Here is a 26,690-nt window from a genome sequence, read left to right as displayed (position 1 = left end):
ATATTGCTTCCTAATCTAAATGTGGTTCAGTGATGTGATTGCCTGGATTTATTAAACAGTAATTTCTTTCCATTCAATGATTTGCAACGCACCTGTTGGGCACGCTGATGCACACTCACCACATAAATTACATTTGCCGGATTTTTTAGTTTGTGGGTTGACGGTTGCCATCATCCACGGACAAGCTGTTGTACAGGCGGCACAACCAATACAACGACGTGTATCAACGACAATACAGCCGAACTCTTCTTGATAACGGATAGCTTTTACTGGGCAGACCTTCATACATTCGGGATCTTTACATTGGCGGCAAGTGTCTGTTGTAAAGTTTAAATCGCCATAAAGCCCACCACCGGAGCCAATACCTTTATCACCAAAATAAAAATGACGATGGATTTTTGTACGAGAGAAGAATGAGCCTACACTGCCATCATTCCATGTTGTACATGCGGTTTCACAACGGTGACAACCCGTACAACGTGCTCTATTAGTCACTAAAACACCTTTAGGTGTAGTGGTTAGCTGAATAATGCCGCTGTCTATTTCTTCTTGCTTACAACCTAAAAGAGAAAGCAATGCGGGTGCGATTGTGATCCCTGCCAGCCCTTTACCGGATATTCGCAGAAACTCTAGTCTTGATAGCCCAATATCTAAGATTGGACGATGATGTGTATCAGACATTAATATTTATCTCCGCTTAACTAATTTAATAAGAAATAAGTTGTGATGATAAATTATTTATTTATCCGCTTGCTTTATCGTTATATAAAAAAGATAATAACGATGTAGTTAAGGGATATATTATTTATTTCAACTATTTTTATGATAAAAATACATTGTGATGAAATGTTAAATATTTGTATTTACAATGTGTTATCTCCATTTTTTACGTATTTTTCATTATCCTCTTTGATAGTGTGGTTATTAGAAAATTAATACTGTGACAGCTATCATAGAAATAAAAATAGCGAGTGTTATTAAATTTTATTTAATTAAATGATTATTGTTTTTATCTGTAATTACGAAAGAGAATAACTACCATTTATATATATTCTATTATTGAAATTAAATTAAAGGTGGTTTGTTCTTATATTTTATCTAATATTATTATTTAAATAATAAATTGATATTAAATGTTAATTATTTATTTAATCAAAATCTGGTGTTGATTATTATTAATAGAAAAATATATGAATAAATTGTAAAACCATGACTAGATCATTTTTATAAAAAAAGAAACCTTATCTAATCAAGACAAGGTTTCTTTTATCATTTGTATCATGTGATTTTATGGTTAGTAACCCACGGCTTTACCTGCAGGGCGGCGAACATCATTTGAACCATAGAGATAACCTTCACGCACTGCACCAGAAACAGCCGAATCGTTACCTGATGAAGCTGAGAGAACACCCTCTTCCCCAGGGAGTCCGACCATAATCAATTCAGCTGCTCCCCATGGGGTTTGTTCTACCATTTTATATCCCATGGCAGAGAGTTTTTCTAACGTGTCTTTTGATAATCCTCGTTGCTCATAATAAACCTCATCTGGTAGCCATTGATGGTGGATGCGAGGGCTATTAACCGCTTCTTGTGGGGGCATACCAAACTCAATAATATTTAGCGCAGTTTGTAAGGTAATTGAAATAATACGAGAACCTCCTGGTGATCCTAAAATAAGGAAAGGCTTACCTTCTTTAGTTACAATCGTTGGGCTCATTGAGGAGAGTGGACGTTTTAATGGTGCGATACTATTGCGTTCACCTTGTACTAAACCATAGAGATTTTTTTCACCCACTTTAGTGGTGAAATCATCCATTTCATTGTTAAGGAAAAATCCGGTTCCTGGTGCGATGACAACAGCACCAAAACGACCATTAATCGTATAAGTGGTTGAAACGGCATTACCCTCTTTATCTATAACAGAATAGTGTGTTGTTTCAGGACTTTCATGAGGAGCAATACCGGGTTGTACCTTTTCTGATGGCGTGGCTTTATTGGGTTTAATTTGTTGGCGTATTTCTGTGGCGTAGGCTTTACTTAATAACTTTTCTGTTGGATTTTTAATAAATTGAGGATCACCAAGGAACGTATTTCTGTCCATATAAGCATGACGCATTGCTTCCGTTAGAGTATGAACATATTCAGCTGAATTAAAGCCCATTGATTTAAGATCATAACCTTCCAAAATATTCAGTGTTTGGCAGATAGTGACGCCGCCTGAACTTGGCGGTGGCGCAGAAATAAACTCATAGCCTCGGTAAGTACAGGTGATAGGTTGGGTTTCGGTGATAGTAAAATTAGCAAAATCTTCTTGAGTTAACAGACCATTATGTTGTTTTGACGCTTCTTCAACTTTTTTAGGGATTTCCCCTTGGTAAAATGCATCATCACCTTGGTTTGCAATTAGTTCAAGTGTATTGGCTAAGTCAGTTTGAATTAGACGATCACCCGGCTGCCATGGCGTTCCATCTGGTTTTAAGAAAATTTTTGCAGATTCTGGATCTTGTTTGAAGCGTTCTGTTGTCGTTTCTAACACATCAGTATCAGCTCGCGTTAAAATATAACCTTCTCTTGCCAGTTTAATGGCCGGTGCCATAACATCTTGGCGAGAGAGCGTACCGTATTTTTCTAATGCTGAATTCAATCCTTTTACTGTACCAGGTACCCCTGACGCAAGGTAACCGTATAGACTGGCATCTTTAACTAAATTTCCGTCTTTATCTAAATACATATTTTTAGAAGCAGAGGCGGGTGCGGTTTCCCTAAAATTGATAAAGGTATTTGTGCCATCAGCAAGGTGTATTGTCATAAAACCACCGCCACCAATATTGCCACAACAAGCATTTACCACAGCTTGTGCATAACCCACTGCAACGGCTGCATCAATCGCATTTCCTCCTTTTTGTAAAATATCATTTCCGACTTGAGAGGCTAAATGTTGTGAAGAGACCACCATACCTTGTTGTGCTTCAACCGCGGGTTCATAGGCGGCATAGAGTGCAGGTGAAAAAAGTGTGGTAAGTAACAGCAGGTGAGTTTTTTTTATAGTAATCATCATTATCTCCGTTAATAACAAGGAGTTATCTTGAGTAAAGATAAATAAAAATAAGGGTATACACGCTGTTATTAACATGAGTTAACAATTGCGTAACAATAAGTATAGAGAGAGGTTATTGATGATTAGAATTTTTTTTGATGTGATGATCACAAAACTATCTTTAAGCAGGCAAACAATAAGCTTATGTATTACTAGTTGCAGTAATAAATAAAGTTGATAAGAAATGAGTAGAGAGGAGATAAGTGCTGAATAAACAAAAAAGCCTGTTTTCACAGGCTTTTAGAAATATATTAGCTTACTGAAATATTACAGTTTGCCAGAGTTTGCTTTCAGGTATTTAGCTACGCCATCTGGAGATGCGCCCATACCTTCTTGACCTTTTTCCCACTGTGCTGGGCAAACATCGCCGTGCTCTTCGTGGAATTGCAGTGCGTCAACCATACGGATCATTTCATCAATATTACGACCTAATGGCAGATCGTTAACCACTTGGTGACGAACCACGCCTTCTTTGTCAATTAAGAATGAACCACGTAGTGCAACGCCCGCTTCTGGGTGTTCGATGCCGTAAGCTTTGATGATGTCATGTTTGATATCAGCAACCATTGGGTATCTAACTTCACCAATACCACCATCATCAATTGGGGTTTTACGCCATGCGTTATGAACAAATTCTGAGTCCATAGAAACGCCGATGATTTCAACACCACGTTTTTTGAACTCTTCAAAACGATGATCAAATGCAATCAGTTCTGAAGGGCAAACGAAAGTGAAATCCATTGGCCAGAAGAAAATAACGGCAGGTTTGCCTTTGATAAATGAATGCAGGTTGAAATCATTAACAATTTCGCCATTACCTAAAACGGCAGCAGCTGTGAAATCAGGGGCTTTGCGAGTAACCAGAACCATAATGTACTCCTGTAGATTGAAAGAGTTAAGGATATTTATACTCGTCATACTTCAAGTTGTAGCGTTGTTGACTTCGTTCATTCGCACTAGTCACATACTTTTGTATGCTCCTAGTGACTCATTCACTTGTCGCCTAGCTACACCTCGAATTATTTAGAGTAAGAGTCTCGTCATACTTCAAGTTGTAGCGTTGTTGACTTCGTTCATTCACTTGTCGCCTAGCTATACTTCGAATTATTTAGAGTGTGTACCCTGTTTTTAAATGATGCATACAGCATAAATAATCAATCGCTATTGATAAAGTTAATCAGAACAATCTATTTGATAGATTATAGTTATCAACTTAATACAATAAAGTAGGATTATTTATGACTCCTTGTATAACGATTCATTCTAATCAACTTTGGAAATGAATACTATGCTTGTTAACAAATCGTTACGAACAATATGATAAATTGACTTGCTATCCCTTTGATATATCAAATGTAATCCTACAATATGACAAAAAGATGAAACTCAAAGTGGTAGTCAAATGTATCAGTCATCAAGTTGGTGATGTTGTGCTCTTTCTAGCAATTGTGGATAAAACTGCCAAAAAATCTCACTTAATTCATTGTAATGTGTTTCAAGTACAATATAAGAGCCTTCAAGTGCACTTAATCGTGGTCTTCTTCTCGCCATTCCTTTCAATGTTTGAGCAATATAGGCTTTGTCTGCGTAACGAATTAACCAAGATTGTGACCACAAATATTCGTTGAGCTCTTGGAATTTTTCAGGTGTTTGCCATAAATCAGGCTCAATAATGTTTCGGGTTTGGGTGACAAATTTAGTTAAGGGGATATCCGGTTCGAATGTCGACCAATTTAAAGAAAGAAAATGATCCCAAAAAACATCTAATGTTATAGGGGCGACTCGACGATATTCAGCAGGGAACAACAGACGTGCTTGTTTAACTAACGGGTGAGTATCGGTGAGTACATCAATACGTCTATGCATACGAATGCCCTCAATAACAGCTTGGCTGTAATCAGAGCTAGGCGTGCCTTTGATGTAATCTGCCATCATATTACCTAATAGAGAGCTTTTTGCCCTAAAGGCGAGATGTAAGTGAGCAAGATAATTCATCACATCATCATAGCGCTTTTTGAATAAAAAAGGGCTTCTTTGTTGCACTGATAAGCTGGCAGCACTAGACTAGTCCGCCTGTTTTTTATGAAAGTAGTCGTTTAATTATGCGTGTATCAGACTTTACATTTGAATTGCCAGAGGCCTTGATTGCTCACTATCCACAACCTCAACGCAGTGGTTGTCGTTTGCTCTCGTTAGAAGGCGAGACTGGTGCTTTATCACACGGTATTTTTACCGATGTGTTAGATAAAATAAATGCTGGTGATCTGCTGGTTTTTAATAATACTCGGGTGATCCCTGCGCGTATTTATGGTCGTAAAGCGTCAGGGGGCAAAATTGAAGTGTTGGTTGAGCGTATGCTTGATGAACATCGTGTTCTTGCTCATGTTAGAGCTTCTAAATCACCGAAAGAAGGTGCTGCGCTTGTACTAGGTGAAGATGAAAGTGTACAAGCAACTATGGTTGCACGTCATGATACACTTTTTGAAATTCGCTTTGATGATGAAAGAGATGTTCTTACCATTTTGAATAGCATTGGGCATATGCCGTTACCTCCTTATATTGATCGTCCTGATGAAGAATCGGATAAAGAGCTTTATCAAACGGTTTATAACGAGCGCCCAGGTGCCGTTGCTGCACCTACTGCAGGGTTGCACTTTGATGAACCATTACTTCAAGCCTTAAAAGAAAAAGGCGTTGAGATGGCATTCGTCACACTGCATGTTGGTGCAGGAACTTTCCAACCTGTACGTGTTGATAATATCGAAGAACACACAATGCATTCTGAATACGCAGAAGTACCACAAGACGTGGTTGATGCGGTATTAGCGTGTAAAGCACGCGGCAATAGAGTGATTGCGGTGGGAACAACCTCTGTTCGCTCATTAGAAAGCGCAGCGAAAGCAACGAACAATGCGTTAATTGCTCCTTTCTTTGATGATACTCAAATCTTTATTTATCCTGGCTACCAATACCAAGTTATTGATGCGTTGATTACTAATTTCCATTTACCAGAATCAACATTAATCATGCTGGTTTCTGCTTTTGCTGGGTATAAAAATACCATGAATGCATATAAAGAAGCTGTTGAACAAGAGTATCGTTTTTTCAGCTATGGTGATGCGATGTTTATTACGCGTAATCCTTTAGCTATCAATGAAAAAGTCGGACAAGAATAAAGATTTATTATTCTTTTTAACGATTTTCTTCATTTTATGAAGTGTTATTTCAATTTTATGGATTAATCCCTTTGACTAAGCACGGTTTTTTGTTGAAGTAACATATACAGCTGTCTAACAAATGATTAGAATATGCTGTTTTTTATTGCGCATTGGACTGTTTTTCTGATGCTTGGAGGATGAGTGAAATACGAATTAGACAAAACCGACGGTAATGCTCGCCGCGGTCGCCTTATTTTTGAACGTGGTGTTGTTGAAACACCCGCATTTATGCCTGTGGGTACTTACGGCACAGTAAAAGGAATGACACCTGAAGAAGTGAAAGCAACAGGTGCGCAAATTCTTTTAGGTAACACTTTCCACTTATGGTTACGCCCTGGTCAAGAAATCATGAAGTTACATGGTGATTTACATGATTTTATGCAATGGCAAGGCCCTATTTTAACAGACTCAGGCGGTTTCCAAGTCTTTAGTTTAGGTGCGATGCGTAAAATTAAAGAAGAGGGTGTTCATTTCCGTAACCCAATTAATGGCGAAAAGATTTTCTTAAGCCCAGAAAAATCAATGGAGATCCAATACGATTTGGGTTCTGACATTGTGATGATTTTTGATGAGTGTACGCCATATCCTTCAGATTGGGATTACGCAAAAAACTCAATGGAGATGTCATTACGTTGGGCTAAACGTAGTCGTGCGCGCTTTGATGAACTCAATAACAAAAATTCATTATTCGGTATTATTCAAGGCGGCGTTTACGAAGATTTACGTGATATCTCAGTAAAAGGGCTAGTCGAAATTGGTTTTGACGGTTACGCTGTCGGCGGCCTTGCAGTCGGTGAACCTAAAGAAGATATGCACCGTATTTTAGAGCATGTCTGCCCTCAAATTCCTGCGAATAAACCGCGTTATTTAATGGGTGTGGGTAAACCAGAAGATTTAGTTGAAGGTGTTCGTCGTGGTATTGATATGTTTGACTGTGTTATGCCAACACGAAATGCACGAAATGGTCATCTGTTTGTAACCGATGGTGTCATTAAAATTCGTAATGCAAAACATCGCTCTGATACATCAACGCTTGATGAACATTGTGACTGCTATACCTGTAAAAATTATAGCCGTGCTTATTTACATCACCTTGATCGTTGTAACGAAATTTTAGGTGCAAGGCTGAACACTATCCACAACTTGCGTTATTATCAGCGTTTGATGGCTGAAATTCGCCAGTCTATTGAAGATTCGCGTTTTGAAGAGTTTGTACACGAATTCTACGAACGTATTGGAAAACCTGTCCCACCGCTAAATGGCAGTGCGACTAAGTGTGAATAATGTATACGAGAAAGCCCAATTCTGTGTATGATATTGGGCTTATAACTTGAATATCGTCGATACCGACAACAATGAGGAAAAGTGAATGAGTTTTTTCATTTCTGATGCTGTTGCTTCTGCTGGACAAGCAGCACCTGAAGCTAGCTTTATGTCTATTTTACCGATGTTAGTGATCTTTATTCTGATTTTCTATTTTATGATCCTACGTCCACAGCAAAAACGTACTAAAGAACATCGTAAATTGATGGATTCTATTGGTAAAGGTGATGAAGTTTTAACGACGGGTGGTTTAATTGGTCGTGTTGTTAAGGTTTCAGATAACGGCTATATCGTTGTTGCTCTGAATGAAACAACTGAAGTAACTATCAAACGTGACTTTGTTGCCGCTGTATTACCTAAAGGCACAATGAAAGCTATTTAATAACATTTCCCCAAAGGGAAAAGGGAACTGCCGTGCTAAACCGTTATCCTTTGTGGAAGTACCTGATGTTGATAGCCGCTATCCTCATCGGTCTGCTTTACGCACTTCCTAACCTATATGGTGAGGATCCGGCTGTTCAAATCACTGGCGCGCGGGGAACCGCCGCCAATGAGCAAACACTGGATCAAGTTCGATCTTTATTAGATAAAGAAAACATTGAAGCGAAATCTATTGCACTTGAAAACGGTGCAATTTTAGCTCGTTTCGGTAACCCTGATATTCAGTTACGTGCTCGTGAAGTGTTGTTGCCTGCATTAGGCGACCAATTCATTGTTGCACTTAACCTTGCACCGGCAACGCCAAAATGGTTAGAAGCCATTGGCGGTGAGCCGATGAAACTGGGGCTAGACTTACGTGGTGGTGTTCACTTCCTGATGGAAGTCGATATGGAAACCGCGTTAGGTAAACTTCAAGAACAAAATGTTGAAAGTTTGCGTACATTATTACGCGATGAAGGCATTCCGTATTCTTCTATCCGTAAAACGGATAACTATGGCGTTGAAATTCGTTTCCGTAACTCGGATGATCGCTCTAAAGCTTCAGATTACCTGGCTCGTCGTAACCAAGATCTCATTTTTAGAGATGGTGCTAATAACTCATTAAGAGCTATTTTTACTGATGAACGTTTACGTGATGCGCGTACTTATGCGGTACAGCAAAATATTACTATCTTACGTAATCGTGTTAACCAGTTAGGGGTTGCTGAGCCATTAGTTCAACGCCAAGGCGCTGACCGAATTGTTGTTGAATTACCGGGTATCCAAGATACCGCACGCGCTAAAGAAATTTTAGGTGCGACAGCAACATTAGAATTCCGTTTAGTCAATACCAGCGTTGATCCTTCTGCTTTAGAAACAGGCCGTATTCCGGGCGACTCCGAAGTGAAATATACCCGTGAAGGTAGACCAACTATTCTTTATAAACGCGTTATTTTAACGGGTGACCACATTACCGACTCAACTTCTCAGGCTGATGAATATGGTCAACCTCAAGTGAATATTTCACTTGATAGCGCGGGGGGGTCTATCATGTCTAACTTTACGAAGGACAACGTCGGTAAACCGATGGCAACACTGTTCGTAGAGTATAAAGACAGCGGTAAACGTGATGAGAATGACCGTGCTGTATTGGTTAAAAGCGAAGAAGTTATCAACGTTGCGAATATTCAGAGTCGTTTAGGAAATAGTTTCCGTATTACGGGTATTTCAAATGCGAATGAAGCACGCCAATTGTCTCTGTTATTACGTGCTGGTGCGTTGATTGCACCTATTCAAATCGTTGAAGAAAGAACGATTGGTCCAACTTTGGGTCTGCAAAATATTACCCAAGGTTTAGAAGCGTGTTTATGGGGACTGATTGCGTCTGTTGCCTTTATGATAATTTATTATCGTAAATTTGGTGTGATTGCGAGTACGGCATTAATGGCAAACTTAGTGTTAATCGTTGGGGTAATGTCACTATTACCAGGCGCAACACTGACCATGCCGGGTATCGCGGGTATCGTCTTAACACTTGCCGTCGCTGTCGATGCCAACGTACTGATAAACGAACGTATCAAAGAAGAGCTACGTAATGGTCGATCAGTACAGCAAGCAATCCATGAAGGTTATAAAGGCGCCTTCTCCAGTATTATTGATGCGAACTTAACCACATTGATTACAGCGGTGATCCTTTATGCAGTCGGTACCGGCTCAATTAAAGGCTTTGCTATCACAACTGCAATCGGGGTTGCAACATCCATGTTTACCGCTATCGTCGGTACTCGTGCGATTGTAAACCTGCTGTATGGTGGTAAACGCATTAAGAAACTGTCTATTTAAGGAGCACGTTGTGGCACAGGATTATACTGTTGAACAATTAAACCATGGTCGTAAAGTCATTGACTTTATGCGTTGGGACAACGTTGCCTTTAGTATTTCGATTCTGCTTTTGATAGCTTCAATCGCTATCATTTCTATGAAAGGATTTAACTGGGGACTGGATTTTACAGGTGGCACAGTAATTGAGATCAATCTCAGTCAACCTGCCGACCTTGATAAAATGCGTGATAGCCTAGATACAGCTGGCTTCAAAGATCCTCTGTTACAAAACTTTGGTAGCAGTCGCGATATTATGGTGCGTATGCCTCCTGTTGAAGGACAGGCTGGTCAAGAATTAGGTAAGAAAGTTATCGATGTTATCAATGCTGAAGTTGATAACGATGCGGTGGTAAAGCGTATTGAGTTTGTTGGGCCAAGTGTGGGGAGTGAATTGGCTCAAACAGGTGCAATGGCGTTGTTATCCGCACTTATCTGTATTCTTATCTATGTTGGATTCCGTTTTGAGTGGCGTTTAGCATTGGGTGCGGTTATTGCACTTGCGCATGACGTGGTGATCACACTTGGTGTGCTTTCACTGTTCCACATAGAAGTTGACTTAACCATTGTCGCATCATTGATGTCTGTTATTGGTTACTCACTGAACGATAGTATTGTTGTATCAGACCGTATTCGTGAGAATTTCCGTAAGATTCGTCGAGGAACACCATATGAAATTATGAACGTTTCTCTTACACAGACATTAAGCCGTACCATCATGACATCAGCAACAACATTATTGGTTGTATTAATGCTGTATATCTTTGGTGGTTCAATGCTTCAGGGCTTCTCTTTAGTTATGTTAATTGGTGTCTCAATCGGTACTATTTCTTCTATTTATGTTGCTTCTGCATTAGCACTTAAAATGGGAATGAAACGTGAACACTTGATTGTACAAAAAGTGGAAAAAGAGGGTGCCGATCAGACAACACTCTTACCATAATAGAGCGTTTTTCTGATAAAACATCGCAAACACCCTGCCAGTGTATACTGACAGGGTGTTTTTTGTTCACTGAACAGGTACACTGTTTATGAGTATTGTCAAAAGTAGGAATAACTATGCATTGCCCATTTTGTGGAGCCGTAGATACCAAGGTAATTGATTCCAGACTGGTTGGTGATGGTTCACAAGTGCGCCGTCGTCGCCAATGTCTTGTTTGTCATGAACGTTTTACTACCTTTGAAGTAGCAGAGTTAGTGATGCCTCGTGTTGTGAAAAGTGATGAAATACGTGAACCTTTTGATGAAGAGAAACTTCGTCGAGGTATGCTTAAAGCATTAGAAAAGCGTCCGGTGAGTTCAGATGATGTTGAAGCTGCGATAAGCCATATCAAATCACAACTAAGAGCGACGGGCGAAAGAGAGATCCCCTCAAAAGAAATTGGCAATTTTGTTATGGAACAGCTAAAGAAACTCGATAAAGTAGCTTATATTCGCTTTGCTTCTGTTTATCGTAGTTTTGAAGATATCCGTGATTTTGGTGAAGAAATTGCAAAATTACAGGATTAATACATTAATTCAGCGCTTTATTTAATGATTTGAAAAATAACGATAAATAATAAAATTACATGTAATTATTATGATAAATAACAACAGCAACAATTCAAGTGAAAATGAAAGCCTGCATGATGAACACTATATGCGTCGAGCCATTGAGCTCGCAGCATTAGGTCGTTTTACAACATCGCCTAATCCTAATGTGGGGTGTGTGATTGTAAAAGAAGGGGAGATTATTGGTGAAGGTTATCATCATCATGCTGGTGGTCCTCATGCTGAAGTCAACGCGTTAAAAATGGCAGGAGATAAAGCAAAAGGGGCAACAGCTTATGTTACGCTTGAACCTTGTAGCCATTTCGGTAAAACACCACCTTGCGCTGATGCTTTGATTAATGCCGGGGTAAAACGCGTTGTTGCTGCGATGCAAGATCCTAATCCTCAAGTTGCAGGTCGTGGATTGCATAAATTACTATCAGCGGGCATTGATGTCTCACATGGCATATTAATGCAAGAAGCTGAAAAACTGAATGTTGGTTTTTTTAAACGAATGAGAACAGGCTTTCCTTACATTCAGTTAAAATTAGGTGCATCTTTAGATGGTAAAACGGCGTTAGCATCAGGTGAAAGTCAATGGATAACCTCTAAAGCATCTCGTCGAGATGTACAAAATTTCCGAGCTCAAGCTAGTGCTATTTTAACAACAAGTGCAACAGTGCTTGCTGACAACCCTTCTATGAATGTACGTTGGGATGAGCTTTCAGATGAAATTAAAGCGCTTTATCCTGAAGAAACGCTACGCCAACCTATTCGCATTGTTGCTGATAGCCAAAATAGAGTGACCGAAAATCATAAAATCACTCAAATTGAAGGCGAATGCTGGTTGGCGCGCACAAAATCACAGCCAAGTGACTGGCAAGGCAATGTATCAGAGATCTTATTACCAACGAATGGCAAAAATAGTGGTGTGGATTTAGTTTTATTAATGATGCAATTGGGTAAACGCAATATCAATACCGTATGGGTTGAAAGTGGTGCGCATTTTGCTGGCGCATTATTAGAAGCTGGACTTGTTGATGAACTTATTATCTATATCGCACCTAAAATTTTAGGGGATGATTCACGAGGTTTATTTGCACTTTCTCCCCTATCATCATTATCCGAAGCACCTGAATTTATAGTAGATTCTCTTCAACAGATTGGCTCTGATATCAGAGTTTGTTTAAAACCTCGTTATTAATAGACGCAAATAAGTGTGTCTACGGCGCTATTTGTAGTAAAATGGCGCTGTGTGTGTTATTTCCTGTCGTTACGACATCGTTATCAGCCAACTAAATGCCTTGATTTATCAAGGGTTTTTGGCTCCTTTACTGTGTAATAATAAAACAGAGCGCAGAAAAGGAAAGAATATGATAAAATCCGCGCCCCGCGGATAGGAGAAAAAGGTAACCTATGAACGTAATCAAAGGTGTTGTCGCGGCGCCAAACGCACGCGTAGCAATTGCAATTGCCCGTTTTAATAACTTTATCAATGACAGCCTATTAGAAGGTGCTGTTGATGCATTAGAACGTATTGGACAAGTTTCCTCTGAAAATATTACCGTCGTTTGGGTTCCAGGCGCTTATGAGTTGCCATTAACTGTTAAAGCATTAGCAGAAAGCGACAAATACGATGCAGTTATCGCACTAGGTACTGTTATCCGTGGTGGAACCGCACATTTTGAATACGTTGCTGGCGAATGTAGTTCTGGTTTATCTCAAGTTGCAATGCAAAGTGAGATCCCTGTGACTTTTGGTGTATTAACAACGGAAAGTATTGAACAGGCTATTGAACGCGCTGGAACTAAAGCGGGTAACAAAGGTGCTGAAGCGGCAATGACAGCACTCGAAATGATCAATGTACTTAAAGCCATAAAAGGCTAATCATCTGTTTTAACTTAAGGGGAATTTTGTGAAACCTGCTGCTCGTCGTCGTGCTCGTGAGTGTGCTGTGCAAGCTATCTACTCATGGCAATTATCCGGAAATGACATCGCGGATGTGGAATTGGAGTTTTTATCCGAGCAGGATACCCAAGGTGTAGATATTGCTTATTTTCGTGAGCTTTTAGTGGGTGTTGCCATTAATGCAACACGTTTAGATAAGGCGATGGAACCTTATTTATCCCGCCAACTCGAAGAATTAGGTCAAGTTGAAAAAGCAATTTTACGTTTAGCAATGTTTGAACTTAGCTTCCGTGAAGATGTTCCTTACAAAGTTGCGATTAACGAAGCGATTGAACTGGCTAAGGTATTTGGTGCTGACGATAGCCATAAATTTGTTAATGGCGTGCTTGATAAAGCAGCACCAACTGTACGTAAAAAATAATGTTTTTCACGTTTCCTTTATGGTAAATAATTCAAGGCCGGTAATTCCGGCCTTTTGTTTAATAAAGCTAGTCTAGTATGCATAGCTCAATAGGAAATAGATAATGCCTTGTGGTGAATTCTCCCTTATTAAGCAATATTTCACTTCACAGCCTGTAAAACGAAAAGATGTAAGTACAGGAATTGGGGATGATTGCGCAATATTGACGGTACCGGAAAAGCAACAAGTCGCTATTAGCACTGATACTTTAGTGAGTGGTATTCACTTCCTTCCTTCTATCTCACCTGAAGATTTAGCCTATAAAGCACTTGCTGTAAATATTAGTGATTTAGCTGCCGTTGGTGCAGATCCTTCTTGGGCTTCATTAGCGTTAACACTTCCTGATACAAACAGTGAATGGCTTGAGGCATTTAGTCGTTCTTTCTTTGCTTTGGCTGATTACTACGCGATCCAGCTAATTGGTGGTGATACCACTCGTGGTCCTTTAAGTTTAACGATTACCATACAAGGACTTGTACCACAAGGAACGGCATTACTTCGTTCCGGCGCTAAAATTGGTGACTGGATCTATGTCACTGGGTTTTTAGGCGATAGTGCTGCTGGACTTGCTGTATTACAAAATAGATTACAACCAACAGAAAAAGAGCATAGTGATTATTTTGTTGCAAGGCATTTGCGTCCTCAACCTCGTTTATTACAAGGTCAAGCATTGCGCCATTTAGCGACATCTGCGATTGATATTTCTGATGGGTTAATTTCAGACTTAGGTCATATTCTCACCGCAAGTGGTTGTGGGGCTCACTTAAATTTAGATGCATTACCTTATTCGCCAGCGATGAAAGCGCAAGTGAGTGAAGAACAAGCGGAGATTTGGGCATTAAGTGGTGGTGAAGATTATGAATTATGTTTTACGGTGCCAGAAATCAACCGTGGCGCGTTAGAGATTGCATTAGCACATACAGGCGCAGATTTTCATTGTATAGGGCAAATTATGCCGATCGCTGAAGGTATTCGTTATTTACGAGATGGTAAAGATGTTTACCCTAATCTTAAAGGGTTTGATCATTTCAGTGAGTCTGATCAGTAAGCCGATCTCAATTTAAAAGGCGCTCTATAAGCGCCTTTCAGAATGCGATAACATCTAGATCGATCAACAAAGATATTATCAATAATCTGTTATTCTTAGTTTTTCTTAACAAATTCAGATTTCAACTTCATTGGTCCAAAGCCATCAATTTTACAATCAATATTATGGTCGCCTTCCACTAAACGGATACCTTTTACTTTAGTACCAATTTTAAGCATGGTTGAGCTACCTTTGACTTTGAGATCTTTAATCACAGTTACTGAATCACCATCAGCTAATACATTGCCGTTAGCATCTTTAACCACTAACTCATCGTTATCAACAACGGGTTCTTCATCGTTCCACTCGTGTGCGCATTCAGGGCAAACATACATTGCACCATCTTCATAGGTGTATTCTGAACTGCACTTAGGACAAGAAGGTAATGACATAATAATACTCTCAAATTTTATCAAAATGGGGAGTGATTAATCGTCACAATGAGGATAACACTTGCCCCATAAATTAAAGGACACATTATCGTTTAAGAGTGAAAATTTCTAAGCAGTCTCCGAAGTGGCACTGCTTCTGATAATGTGAAAGGGCGATAGTATAATGGATTTGATGGAAATTTGCATCCTTCACCGGTTATGACATAACGAGAGAGGGAAAGTAGATTAGATATAGCGCGTTAAATAGAAAATAAAGACAAATAAAATTGATTTTAAATTTCACTTAACTATTTGATATAAAAATAATAATTTTATAAATACAACTAAAAATAAATGCCCCCACCTTAAAAGAGAGCATTATCAATAATAGTGTTACTTTTCTTATTGTGATTTTACAAAGTTACTCACCGAACCACGTTCTATTAGTTTGGGTGTAAGTACCAGAACATTGTCTTTTGCATCGATATTTTCCATGCGATGTAATAATTGGCTGACAGCGAGTTTACCTAATTCATCTTTGGGTTGGTGGATCGTAGAAAGAGGAGGGATCATATAAGAGGCTAGGTCGATATCATCATAACCCATCACTGAAATATCATCAGGTACACGCAAACCTTTTTGATAAATAGCTTGATAAGCACCAACAGCCATCGCGTCATTACAGGTAAAAACAGCTTGTGGTAAGACAGAAAGTGAGAGTAATTTTTGCATTGCGCTAAATCCACCCGCAAATTCAAAATCGCTTGTTAACACAAACTCTTCTCGGATAGCTAATCCTGCTTTTTGCATTGCATTGTAATAACCTTGTAAGCGATGTTTGGCAGGAAGTTTATCTTGAGGGCCTGCAATACACGCAATCTCAGTAAAGCCTTTTTCAATTAGATAATTGGTTGCAATTTCTCCCCCAAGCAGAGAGTTATCTTGAATAATATCGCCCCCGTATTCAAAGGGGGACCAATCCATCATAACCATAGGTAAACGAGGATAACGATTTAGCACTTCATGAGAGGGCGCTCTGGCTTCTGTTGACATCAATAATAAGCCATCAACACGTTTTTGTAGCAATGTTTCAAGGCTACTATCCATGCGTTCGTAATCTCCTTCAGTGTTACACAAAATAAGGCTATAACCTTTTTCGTAACAACTGCGTTCAACGCCACGCACAACTTCTGCATAGAACGGGTTACTACTGGCTGTCACTAACATGCCAATAGTATGAGTACAGTTCATTTTTAAACTGCGTGCTAAAGCAGAAGGCGCGTAATTTAAGGTTTCGATAGCGTCGTTAACCTTTTTACGAATACCTTCACTAACATAACGATTGTTATTGATTACGTGAGAAACAGTTGATGTCGAAACGCCCGCCAAACGGGCGACATCTTTCATTGTTGCCAAAGTACTATGCTCGCTCTGCTAAAAATGATTTGATTTCATGACGCCAAGGAACAGAAGATTGCGCACCATGACGTGTAACTGCAATGGCAGCTGCTGCGTGAGCAAAACGGATAGCCTCAACGGAAGGTTTCCCTTCTAATATTGCAGTGACAAATGCACCGTTAAATGTATCACCTGCAGCAATGGTATCAACAGCATCGACACGAAATCCAGGAATTATCATGCCTTTTCCTTGTTCACTAAACCATACACCACGGCTACCCAAAGTGATAAGCACTTGCTTGATGCCTTTACGATGTAAAATATCGGCAGCTTTTGCCGCACCCGCTTCATCATGCACAGAAACGCCTGTTAATATTTCGGCTTCTGTCTCATTTGGAGTGATAACATCAATAAAACTCAGAAATTCATCAGATAAAGCTTGTGCTGGTGCGGGATTTAAAATGACTTTAGTTTGATGTGATTTTGCCAGTTTTGCGGCTTCAAAAACAGTCTCTAACGGTGATTCTAATTGCATCAGTAAGGCATCAGCGTGTTCAATAACATGATGATATTGCTCAAGATGTATAGGTGTTAGTGCACCGTTAGCACCTGCAATAATGCTAATTACGTTTTCACCTTGCTCATTAACAAGGATCATCGCAACACCTGTAGGTGTTTGCGGAATAATACTAATTGCATCGATATGAATATTATCTGTGTTAAGTTGTGAGATTATCTCACTGCCAATTGCATCATCACCGACACAAGCAATAAAGGTAATATCGGCGCCACTGCGACCACAAGCAACAGCTTGGTTTGCACCTTTACCACCAAAGGCTATTTTGTATTGATGACCAATAATGGTTTCACCTGGTTTTGGAAATTGTGAAATATTCATAATGTGGTCAACATTAATACTACCTAGAACAGCAAGGCGAGGTGTTGTCATAGCCTTTATCCTTGTAAAAACGTGTTTTAATGATTAAAGCTACCACGGAGCAATATCACTCCGTGGCATTTATTGTTGTTATTGTTTAATAACTAACTCAAGTTCGACTGGGATTGTTGCATCCACTTTCTCACCTTTGAGAATTTTATCTGCAGTCTGAATGCCGATAATACCAATTTGATCTGGACGTTGAGCAATGGTTGCACCTAACATGCCACGGTTTACTGCTTTGATCCCATCATCTGTGCCATCGAAACCAACCACTAACACATCGGTACGACCAGCGGTTTGTAACGCACGTAATGCACCTAATGCCATTTCATCATTTTGTGCAAACACAGCTTGAACCGCAGGATACGCAGTTAACAGATTTTGCATCACGTTAAGACCTTTTGTACGGTCAAAATCAGCGGGTTGGCTTGCAAGTACATTCAGTTTATGGGCATCAACGGCTTGTTTAAAGCCTTCACCACGTTCACGAGATGCAGATGTTCCTGTGATCCCTTCGAGTTGAATAACTTTGGCATCATTAGCAACTTTCTCAGCAATATAATCACCTGCCATTTTACCACCAAGGCGGTTATCTGAAGCGACGTGGCTGACGACTTCACCTTTGTTGGCAACACGGTCTAAGGTGATCACTGGGATTTTGGCTTTATTAGCTAAAATAACTGCATTACCCACAGCATCTGAATCTGTTGGGTTAATAAGCATTAAACGTGTCCCTTTCACTGTCAGATCTTGCACGTTAGCAAGCTCTTTAGCTGGGTTGTCCATAGAATCTAGAACAACAAGGTCGTAGCCTAACCTATTTGCCTCTTTCTGCGCACTGTCTTTCATGGTGACAAAGAAAGGGTTGTTAAGTGTTGAGATAACAAGCGCGATCGATTCTTTGGCAAATGCGTTGGCGCTGATTGTGGCGCTTAATGCAACAACAGAAAGAAGTGTCGCCATTTTTTTCAGTTTCATAATATAAGTTCCTGTCGGGGTTCGGATTAAGAGAATAGAGCGTTATTTTTTGTTATCTACTAAAACAGCAAGTAAGATGACCACTGCTTTTACTATCATTTGATAATTTGATGATATTCCTAATAAATTCAGTGCATTATTTAAGAATCCTAGAATAAGTGCACCAATTAATGTACCGATAATACGACCTTTACCACCCGCAAGACTGGTGCCTCCCAGAACAACGGCGGCAATCGCATCTAGCTCATAACCATTACCGGCCATTGGCTGTGCTGATGAAAGTCGAGCAACTTCAATGACACTCGCAAGGGCGGCTAATAAACCACATAATGAATAAACGATGATCTTAATTTTATCGACACTAATACCGGATAAGCGAGTGGCAGATTCATTACCCCCTAGTGCGTAGATATAGCGACCTAAACGTGTGTGATGTAATAAATACCATGCACTCAAAAAGACAATCATCATGAGCCAAATTGGCGTTGGAATACCAAATGGGCGACCAATACCAAACCAACTAAACAGATCAGCATTATCGCTAAATCCGGTATTAATTGGGCTGCCGTCTGTATAGACACGCGTAACACCGCGTAGTAATAACATCATGACTAACGTAGCGATAAAGGCTTGAACTTTACCTTTAGCAACGATAATCCCGGTGACACCACCAATAGCTGCACCTAATGCCAATGCTCCAACAACAGCAACAAGCGCATTAACATCAGCACCAACCATCGAAGCAGCAACGGCACCTGTTAATGCAAGCAATGAACCAACAGATAAGTCGATACCAGAGGTTAAAATAACCAGCGTCATGCCAACCGCCATAATGGCATTAACTGATGTTTGTTGGAGGATGTTGAAAATATTGTTTAAGGTAAAGAAGTTAGGACTGAGTGTGGAAACCACCACAATCAGAAGTAGCAATGCAATCAGCGATTTTTGCTCTAATAGCCAAGCTTTTGAGAACCAACGTTTTGACGCTGGAATTGAATTCGTGCTCATATCAAACTCCTACTTTAGCGTCATATTGTTTACCAACAGCCGCTGCCATTAGCATTTCTTGTGTGACATTGTGAGCGGAAAACTCACCGCTAATACGACCTTCATGCATAACCAAAATACGGTCACTCATTCCCATTACCTCTGGCATTTCAGAAGAAATTAAGATGATGCTTAATCCTTCTTGTTTAAATTTATTAATTAGCTGATAAATTTCTTTTTTAGCGCCCACATCAACGCCACGAGTGGGCTCATCAAGAATAAGTACTTTAGGGCGAGTCATCAGGCCTCTTGCGATAGCCACTTTCTGTTGATTTCCCCCTGATAAAAAGCCTATGGTTTGATCCATTGAAGGGGTTTTTATATTGAATAATTTAATAAAATCACCGACGGTAAGTTGCTCTTCTTTATGATTAAGCACACCCATGCCACGGCTAAAATAGCGAAGTGCCGTCAGAGACATATTTTCTTTTACTGACATGCCAAGTACTAAACCATCACGCTTTCTATCTTCAGAGATGTAAACAATGCCTTGTTCCAATCCTTCAACCGGTTTTTTTATTTGGCAGGGTTTACCATCTAACTCAACGGTGCCATTAGTTTTAGGTAATGCACCGTAGATAATTTTCATTAATTCAGTACGACCCGCTCCCATTAAACCTGAAATGCCAAGAATTTCGCTTTCATGTAATGAGAAACTGACATCGTGAACATCTTCGCCACTGAGGTTAATGACGTTAAGTTTAGTTTTTCCTTGAGGGATATTAATTCGAGGGTATTGGTCTTCTAACTTACGACCAACCATCATTTCAATCAGAGTATCTTCTTTTAATGAGGCAACAGGTTTTTCACCAATAAACTGACCATCTCGCAGGACTGTCACATCATCGCAGATCTCAAAGATCTCTTTTAAGCGATGTGAGATATAAACAATGCCACAACCTTGATCTCTTAGTTCACGAATAACACTAAACAGAGATTCAGTTTCTGTGTCAGTTAATGCATCTGTTGGTTCATCCATAATAATCACTTTGGAACCAAAACTAAGTACCTTGGCGATTTCCACCATTTGCTGATCACCAATCGATAATTCAGACACTAAACGGTGGCTACTGTAAGCTAGGTTTAATCGAGCTAATAACTTATCAGCCTCTGTATACATTTTCTTCCAATCGATAGCACCAAAAGCACGAGTAAACTCACGACCTAAGAAAATATTTTCTGCGATAGTTAATTCAGGAATAAGGTTAAGCTCTTGGTGAATAATACCGATCCCTGCTTCTTGAGAAGATTTAGGACCATTGAAAGTACAACTTTCACCTTGATAAATGATTTCACCAGCATCTTTTTTATAAATGCCAGTAAGCACTTTCATCAGTGTTGATTTGCCAGCACCATTTTCACCGACTAAAGCCATCACTCGACCTGGGTAAATTCGTAACGTCGCGCCAGATAGTGCTTTTACACCGGGAAATGACTTATCAATATCTTTAAGTTCAAGTAAAGGTTTCATATTGTCCTCAGAAAGTCACACCAGAAAACAGCACAATATTGGCATAAGGGGTACATTCACCGGTTCTAATAACAGCTTTATTTTCAGTGAGTTGCTTTTTAAATGCTTCATGTGAAACATAGATTATTTGAATAGGCTTTTTTTGCTCTTGTTCTAATAAATGGAGGTAAGAGATGATTTCATTAAAAAGAGAGGGATTGATGGTTTTAATTTCTTCCGCCAGCATGATGGCTTCAACTTGCATCTCATGAGTGATTGTTTGCAACACGGACATAAAGTCAGGGATCCCTTGAGTGAGAGCAAGATCAATACGTTCAACAGAGGAGGGAATCGGTAATCCGGCATCTGCAATAGTAATTTTGTCAGTGTGTCCTAAACGTGAAATGACACTCGAAATGGGACTATTAAGTAATATACCTTTTTTCATGTTTTCTCCTCAGCGAAACGTTTCGCTGTCTATATAGTAGAAAAGAAAGGTGGGAAAACAAGTTTGATTTATTCATATTGTGAGCATGATCGAAACGTTTCGTTGGTAAACAAAAAGAAAGAAAAATCTAACTGATTGAATAAATTAACGCTGAATTGATTCAAGAGACGAAGTGGTTGTTTTCAGTGAATTTCATAAAAATGTGACATTCAACAAAGCTTGGAAAGAATGAAATATAGAATGCAAGCAAGGATAATTTTTTAAATAAAGTAAGATAAGAAGTGGCGAGTCTTTTTAATAATCGCTCCAACTCAGGAAAGTCGGAGCGATTTAAATGATAATAGAATTATTTAGCTTGATAAGCGTTAATTGATTTCTCAATACCTTCTGCATCTAATCCTAAGTCAGCTCTGATCTCTTCTTGTCCACCTTGTGGCACAAACAGATCAGGTATACCTAAGTTTAAGACAGGTACTAAGCAACGCTCTTGCATGAGTAACTCATTAACACCACTGCCAGCCCCACCCATAATGGCATTCTCTTCTAGTGTTACCAACATGTCATGCTGTTCTGCCAGAGAAAGGATAAGTGATTTATCAAGAGGTTTGATAAAACGCATATCAGCCACAGTTGCATCAAGTTTTTCAGCGACTTCTAATGCTTCTGGTAGTAATGTACCAAAGTTTAGGATCGCAATACCTTTGCCTTGGCGACGAATAATACCTTTACCCATAGGTAGTGGACTAAGTGGTTGCAATTGCGCACCAACACCAGAGCCTCTTGGATAGCGTACAGCAACAGGGCCATCCTGATAGTGATAACCAGTATGAAGCATTTGGCGACACTCATTTTCATCACTTGGCGCCATAATGACCATATTAGGAATACAGCGTAAGAATGAGAGATCAAAAGCACCTTGGTGAGTTTGGCCATCTGCTCCCACAATACCGCCACGATCAATAGCAAATAAAACAGGCAGTTTTTGAATGGCAATATCATGGATAACTTGGTCGTAAGCGCGTTGTAAGAATGTTGAGTAGATAGCGACAATCGGCTTATAACCACCAATGGCTAAACCTGCCGCAAAGGTAACGGCATGTTGTTCTGCGATCGCGACATCAAAATATTGTGATGGGTATTCTTTTGAGAAGCGCACCATACCAGAGCCTTCACGCATAGCTGGGGTAATTGCCATCAGTTTTGGATCGGTTAAGGCTTCTTCACATAACCAGTCACCAAAAATTTTGGAAAATGTAGGTCGTGCATTAGGGCTTTTAGGTAATGTACCTGCTTGTGGATCAAATTTAGGTACAGCGTGCCAGCTAATAGGATCACGTTCAGCAGGTGCATATCCTCGACCTTTTTTAGTCATAATATGCAGAAGCTGAGGGCCTTTTAGATCACGCATATTTGCGAGTGTTTGTACTAGCGCAATAACATCATGACCATCAACTGGGCCGATATAGTTAAATCCTAATTCTTCAAACATGGTGCCAGGAACGACCATGCCTTTGATATGTTCTTCTGTCTTTTTCAGTAATTCTTTAATTGGTGGAAGGCCAGAGAAAACCTTTTTTCCACCTTCACGCAAGGTAGTATACAGTTTGCCAGACAACAATTGTGCAAGGTGATTATTCAACGCACCAACGTTTTCTGAAATCGACATCTCGTTATCATTAAGAACAACGAGCATATCTGGTTCAATATCACCTGCGTGGTTCATCGCTTCAAAAGCCATACCCGCAGTAATTGCACCATCACCAATGACACAAACTGTTTTTCTATTCAGTTTTTCTTGTTCAGCGGCAACAGCCATACCTAAACCTGCACTGATAGAGGTTGAAGAGTGACCGACACAAAGTTTGTCGTATTCGCTCTCTTCACGCCAAGGGAAGGGATGTAATCCATTTTTTTGGCGAATTGTATCAATGCGGTCACGGCGACCTGTTAAGATTTTATGAGGATATGCCTGATGACCCACATCCCATATAAGGTTATCAAAAGGGGTTTTATAGACGTAATGAAGAGCAACCGTTAACTCAATAGCACCTAAACCTGAGGCGAAGTGACCACTTGAGCGGCTGACACTGTTAAGAAGAAATAGCCTTAGCTCATCACAGAGTTTAGGTAAACTCTCTTTTGGTAATAGGCGCAAATCTTCTGGTGTTTCAACCAACGCCAATGTGGGATATTTTTCGATATCAATGCTCATGTGATGCCTATTAATTAATCACTTGTAATAGGGAAAGAACAGGTAAGCTGCTCTCTTTATTTGTTATTAGTTTTTCCGTTCGACGATAAAACTCGCTAATTGTTTAAGCGTGGTTGTATCGTACTCGTATTGCTCAAGAAACGCTAAGGCATCCAGTGCTTCGTTATACAATTCCTGTGCTTTCTTTTGAGCTTGCTCTAACCCAAGGAGTGCAGGATAGGTGCTTTTTCCTGATTCTTGGTCGCTACCTTGACGTTTCCCCGTTTCTTCAGTACTGCCAATGACATCTAAAATGTCATCTTGCACTTGAAAGGCAAGGCCAATGGAATGAGCATATTTATCTAATGCAGGTAATACATCATGGCCTTTAGAGCCTGCACTAAAGGCGCCTAAACGAACAGCCGCACGAATTAACGCACCTGTTTTGTGTAAATGGATTTTTTCAAGAGATGCGAGATCAATCGATTTATCTTCAGCTTCAAGATCAAGAGCTTGACCACCACACATACCTGCAAGCCCGCTAGCTGTTGCTAATTCAGCAATCATTGCAACGCGATCAGCTATTGCAACATCAGGCATTGGATTTTTTGCTAAGATCTCAAAAGCCAGAGCTTGTAGTGCATCACCTGCTAAAATAGCGTTGGCTTCACCGAATTCAATATGACATGTTGGTTTACCGCGGCGCAAATCATCATCATCCATCGCAGGTAAATCGTCATGAATAAGGGAATATGCGTGAATACATTCTATTGCGGCAGCGGGTGCATCAAGGTTTAGCTCAGGGACTTTAAACATTTCGCCAACAGCATAAACAAGAAAAGGGCGTAAGCGCTTGCCACCTAAAAGAGCGCCATAATGCATGGCTTTACCTAGAGGCATGTCAGTGAATGGTAAAACTGATAGCGCTTGGTTTAATGCATCATCAACACGCTGGTGGGCGGAATCTAATTTATGACGGAACGCATCCGTACTTGAAGTTGCGTTACTCAATTATTCTGCCTCTTGGATAAAATCATCAGGAGTTGCATTATCGTCTTCTTTTAGAAGAATACGAACACGCTGTTCAGCGTCTTGTAATGTTTTTTGTCCAACACGAGCTAGACGAACGCCATGTTCAAACTCATTAAGCGCTTCTTCTAAAGGGAGTTCACCGGATTCTAAACGGTTTACGATTTGCTCAAGTTCTTGCATGGATGCTTCGAAACTTGGTGCTTGTGAGATGTCTTCGTTAATTGGAGTCGTTTTCTTAGCCATAATATTTTTGATAATAAAGCATGTTAGCGCTGAATAATAGTCATCATCTTACTACAAGTAAGATGAAAATTTCTTATTCAGTCGATGATTTTTGCGGGTGAGCCCTAAATATTGGTGATATACTTTGTGACTTTTATAAACTCCAGTCAATTTACATCACTGTAGTTTATGTTTCTACTTAATAACCTATGACCATTGACTATGAAGTTTATTATTAAATTATTCCCCGAAATTACGATCAAAAGCCAATCAGTTCGTATACGTTTTATCAAAATTCTCACTAGCAATATCCGTAATGTATTAAATTCAATCGGCGATGAAATCACAGTTGTCCGTAATTGGGATAACATTGTGGTTGTGAGTAAAGATGAAAGTAAAAGTGAAGCAGTATGTGATGCATTAACACGCATTCCTGGTATTCATCACATTTTACAAGTCGAAGAACATCCTTATACCGACTTACATAATATTTTTGAGCAAACTTTTGCGGCATTTAAGCATTTAGTTGAAAACAAAACATTTTGTGTTCGTGCCAAACGTCGTGGTAAGCACAGTTTTACTTCAAATGAAGTTGAGCGTTATGTTGGTGGGGGTTTTAACCAACATGTTGAAAGTGCAAAAGTGAAATTAACGCGTCCAGATGTCACCATTAATTTAGAAATTGAAGATGATAAACTTATTTTAGTCAACGCGCGCTATGAAGGTATTGGTGGTTTTCCAATTGGTACGCAAGAAGATGTCTTATCACTGATCTCTGGTGGCTATGACTCAGGTGTATCAAGCTATATGTTAATGCGTCGTGGTAGCCGAGTTCACTATTGTTTCTTTAACTTAGGCGGTTCTGCACACGAAATTGGCGTTAAACAAGTTGCGCATTATTTATGGAACCGTTTTGGCCGTTCACATAAAGTGCATTTCGTTGCTGTTGATTTTGAACCTGTTGTCGCAGAAATCTTAGAAAAAGTCGATGATGGTCAAATGGGTGTTGTATTAAAACGTATGATGGTACGTGCAGCATCAAGAGTGGCAGAGCGTTATGGTGTTCAAGCAATTGTGACTGGCGAAGCATTAGGCCAAGTTTCTAGCCAGACCTTAACTAATTTGCGTTTAATTGATAATGCGACAGATACGTTAATTTTACGTCCTCTTATCACGCATGATAAAGAGAGCATTATCAATATTGCTCGCCAAATTGGCACAGAAGATTTTGCTCGCACAATGCCAGAATTTTGTGGGGTAATTTCAAAAAGCCCAACAGTGAAAGCCGTCAAAGCGAAGATCGAAGCGGAAGAAGAGAAATTTGATTTTTCTATTCTTGATAACGTTGTTGAAAATGCCAAGAATATGGATATTCGCCGTATAGCCGAAGAAACTGTACAACAAGTGACAGAAGTTGAAATGGTCTCTGAATTCGGTACAAATGACGTTATTCTTGATATTCGATCCCCTGAAGAACAAGAAACATCACCATTAAAAATGGATGACATTGATGTTAAAGAATTACCTTTCTATAAATTAAGCACTCAGTTTGGTGATTTAGATAAAACTAAAACCTATTTACTGTATTGTGATCGCGGTATGATGAGCCGTTTACAAGCGCTTTATTTACGTGAGCAAGGTTTTGAAAACGTAAAAGTGTATCGTAAAAAGTAGTGCGATAATCTTTAGTTA

Annotated in this window: 25 protein-coding genes; 11 read left to right on the top strand and 14 right to left on the bottom strand. The window is 39.7% G+C overall.

Features of this window, described 5'->3' with window-relative positions; all coding sequences use genetic code 11:
- Window positions 1-51: 51 nt before the first annotated feature.
- The 4 genes from DK861_RS03965 to DK861_RS03950 all read right to left on the bottom strand — a co-directional run bounded on the left by DK861_RS03965 (window position 52) and on the right by DK861_RS03950 (window position 5,092).
- Window positions 52-681, bottom strand: coding sequence for a ferredoxin-like protein (locus DK861_RS03965; RefSeq protein ID WP_006535141.1), 630 nt, complete (start codon window positions 679-681; stop codon window positions 52-54).
- Between the two features lie 613 nt (window positions 682-1,294).
- On the bottom strand, window positions 1,295-3,055 hold the full coding sequence (gene ggt, locus DK861_RS03960; RefSeq protein WP_109399304.1) for a gamma-glutamyltransferase: 1,761 nt from the start codon (window positions 3,053-3,055) through the stop codon (window positions 1,295-1,297).
- Between the two features lie 309 nt (window positions 3,056-3,364).
- Window positions 3,365-3,967: a peroxiredoxin C gene (locus DK861_RS03955; protein WP_036911731.1), complete on the bottom strand. Its 603-nt coding sequence runs from the start codon at window positions 3,965-3,967 to the stop codon at window positions 3,365-3,367.
- Window positions 3,968-4,504: 537 nt separating this feature from the next.
- On the bottom strand, window positions 4,505-5,092 hold the full coding sequence (locus DK861_RS03950) for an ACP phosphodiesterase (protein WP_109399418.1): 588 nt from the start codon (window positions 5,090-5,092) through the stop codon (window positions 4,505-4,507).
- Between the two features lie 107 nt (window positions 5,093-5,199).
- Here DK861_RS03950 and queA point away from each other — a divergent pair, with 107 nt between their 5' ends.
- The 10 genes from queA to thiL all read left to right on the top strand — a co-directional run bounded on the left by queA (window position 5,200) and on the right by thiL (window position 14,882).
- Window positions 5,200-6,273 carry a tRNA preQ1(34) S-adenosylmethionine ribosyltransferase-isomerase QueA gene (gene queA, locus DK861_RS03945; protein WP_109399303.1) on the top strand — a complete coding sequence of 358 codons (1,074 nt, stop codon included), beginning with the start codon at window positions 5,200-5,202 and terminating at the stop codon, window positions 6,271-6,273.
- A gap of 183 nt (window positions 6,274-6,456) precedes the next feature.
- Window positions 6,457-7,599, top strand: coding sequence for a tRNA guanosine(34) transglycosylase Tgt (tgt, locus tag DK861_RS03940; protein WP_036911729.1), 1,143 nt, complete (start codon window positions 6,457-6,459; stop codon window positions 7,597-7,599).
- A gap of 85 nt (window positions 7,600-7,684) precedes the next feature.
- Window positions 7,685-8,020 (top strand): preprotein translocase subunit YajC, encoded by a 336-nt coding sequence (yajC, locus tag DK861_RS03935; protein ID WP_006535133.1) that lies wholly within the window; start codon window positions 7,685-7,687, stop codon window positions 8,018-8,020.
- Window positions 8,021-8,052: 32 nt separating this feature from the next.
- Window positions 8,053-9,900 carry a protein translocase subunit SecD gene (gene secD / locus DK861_RS03930; RefSeq protein WP_109399302.1) on the top strand — a complete coding sequence of 616 codons (1,848 nt, stop codon included), beginning with the start codon at window positions 8,053-8,055 and terminating at the stop codon, window positions 9,898-9,900.
- Window positions 9,901-9,910: 10 nt separating this feature from the next.
- On the top strand, window positions 9,911-10,879 hold the full coding sequence (gene secF, locus DK861_RS03925) for a protein translocase subunit SecF (protein ID WP_072063687.1): 969 nt from the start codon (window positions 9,911-9,913) through the stop codon (window positions 10,877-10,879).
- A 116-nt stretch (window positions 10,880-10,995) separates the two neighbouring features.
- A complete protein-coding gene (gene nrdR, locus DK861_RS03920) occupies window positions 10,996-11,445 on the top strand; it encodes a transcriptional regulator NrdR (protein ID WP_006535128.1) in 450 nt (149 codons plus the stop codon).
- Between the two features lie 70 nt (window positions 11,446-11,515).
- Window positions 11,516-12,670, top strand: coding sequence for a bifunctional diaminohydroxyphosphoribosylaminopyrimidine deaminase/5-amino-6-(5-phosphoribosylamino)uracil reductase RibD (ribD, locus tag DK861_RS03915; RefSeq protein ID WP_204101244.1), 1,155 nt, complete (start codon window positions 11,516-11,518; stop codon window positions 12,668-12,670).
- A 212-nt stretch (window positions 12,671-12,882) separates the two neighbouring features.
- Window positions 12,883-13,353, top strand: a complete 471-nt coding sequence (gene ribE, locus DK861_RS03910) for a 6,7-dimethyl-8-ribityllumazine synthase (protein WP_023580887.1) — start codon at window positions 12,883-12,885, stop codon at window positions 13,351-13,353.
- A 28-nt stretch (window positions 13,354-13,381) separates the two neighbouring features.
- Window positions 13,382-13,795, top strand: coding sequence for a transcription antitermination factor NusB (gene nusB, locus DK861_RS03905; protein ID WP_006535124.1), 414 nt, complete (start codon window positions 13,382-13,384; stop codon window positions 13,793-13,795).
- 103 nt (window positions 13,796-13,898) lie between these two features.
- Window positions 13,899-14,882: a thiamine-phosphate kinase gene (gene thiL, locus DK861_RS03900; protein ID WP_006535123.1), complete on the top strand. Its 984-nt coding sequence runs from the start codon at window positions 13,899-13,901 to the stop codon at window positions 14,880-14,882.
- Window positions 14,883-14,977: 95 nt separating this feature from the next.
- Here thiL and DK861_RS03895 read toward each other — a convergent pair whose 3' ends face one another.
- The 10 genes from DK861_RS03895 to xseB all read right to left on the bottom strand — a co-directional run bounded on the left by DK861_RS03895 (window position 14,978) and on the right by xseB (window position 25,019).
- Window positions 14,978-15,313 (bottom strand): zinc ribbon domain-containing protein YjdM, encoded by a 336-nt coding sequence (locus tag DK861_RS03895; protein ID WP_109399300.1) that lies wholly within the window; start codon window positions 15,311-15,313, stop codon window positions 14,978-14,980.
- Between the two features lie 381 nt (window positions 15,314-15,694).
- Window positions 15,695-16,699: a ribose operon transcriptional repressor RbsR gene (gene rbsR / locus DK861_RS03890; protein ID WP_109399299.1), complete on the bottom strand. Its 1,005-nt coding sequence runs from the start codon at window positions 16,697-16,699 to the stop codon at window positions 15,695-15,697.
- A 13-nt stretch (window positions 16,700-16,712) separates the two neighbouring features.
- Window positions 16,713-17,639 carry a ribokinase gene (rbsK, locus tag DK861_RS03885; protein ID WP_109399298.1) on the bottom strand — a complete coding sequence of 309 codons (927 nt, stop codon included), beginning with the start codon at window positions 17,637-17,639 and terminating at the stop codon, window positions 16,713-16,715.
- Window positions 17,640-17,717: 78 nt separating this feature from the next.
- Complete coding sequence (rbsB, locus tag DK861_RS03880) at window positions 17,718-18,608, bottom strand: ribose ABC transporter substrate-binding protein RbsB (protein ID WP_072063681.1); 891 nt, start codon at window positions 18,606-18,608, stop codon at window positions 17,718-17,720.
- A 42-nt stretch (window positions 18,609-18,650) separates the two neighbouring features.
- A complete protein-coding gene (gene rbsC, locus DK861_RS03875; RefSeq protein WP_069368591.1) occupies window positions 18,651-19,616 on the bottom strand; it encodes a ribose ABC transporter permease in 966 nt (321 codons plus the stop codon).
- A 1-nt stretch (window position 19,617) separates the two neighbouring features.
- A complete protein-coding gene (gene rbsA, locus DK861_RS03870) occupies window positions 19,618-21,126 on the bottom strand; it encodes a ribose ABC transporter ATP-binding protein RbsA (protein ID WP_072063680.1) in 1,509 nt (502 codons plus the stop codon).
- Between the two features lie 7 nt (window positions 21,127-21,133).
- Window positions 21,134-21,553 carry a D-ribose pyranase gene (rbsD, locus tag DK861_RS03865; RefSeq protein ID WP_006535112.1) on the bottom strand — a complete coding sequence of 140 codons (420 nt, stop codon included), beginning with the start codon at window positions 21,551-21,553 and terminating at the stop codon, window positions 21,134-21,136.
- Between the two features lie 346 nt (window positions 21,554-21,899).
- The gene (gene dxs, locus DK861_RS03860) at window positions 21,900-23,765 is read right to left on the bottom strand and encodes a 1-deoxy-D-xylulose-5-phosphate synthase (RefSeq protein ID WP_109399297.1); all 1,866 of its coding nucleotides are present in this window, start codon (window positions 23,763-23,765) and stop codon (window positions 21,900-21,902) included.
- Window positions 23,766-23,831: 66 nt separating this feature from the next.
- Window positions 23,832-24,755, bottom strand: a complete 924-nt coding sequence (gene ispA / locus DK861_RS03855; protein WP_109399296.1) for a (2E,6E)-farnesyl diphosphate synthase — start codon at window positions 24,753-24,755, stop codon at window positions 23,832-23,834.
- Entirely contained in the window at window positions 24,756-25,019 is a 264-nt protein-coding gene (xseB, locus tag DK861_RS03850; RefSeq protein ID WP_006535109.1) for an exodeoxyribonuclease VII small subunit, read from the bottom strand. It lies immediately after the preceding gene.
- Between the two features lie 201 nt (window positions 25,020-25,220).
- Here xseB and thiI point away from each other — a divergent pair, with 201 nt between their 5' ends.
- Window positions 25,221-26,672, top strand: a complete 1,452-nt coding sequence (gene thiI, locus DK861_RS03845; protein WP_109399295.1) for a tRNA uracil 4-sulfurtransferase ThiI — start codon at window positions 25,221-25,223, stop codon at window positions 26,670-26,672.
- Window positions 26,673-26,690 lie beyond the last annotated feature (18 nt).

The organism is Proteus sp. TJ1640 (assembly GCF_003144445.1).
GTDB classification, from domain to species: Bacteria; Pseudomonadota; Gammaproteobacteria; order Enterobacterales; family Enterobacteriaceae; genus Proteus; species Proteus penneri.
This window is presented reverse-complemented; position numbering and strand designations above follow the sequence as displayed.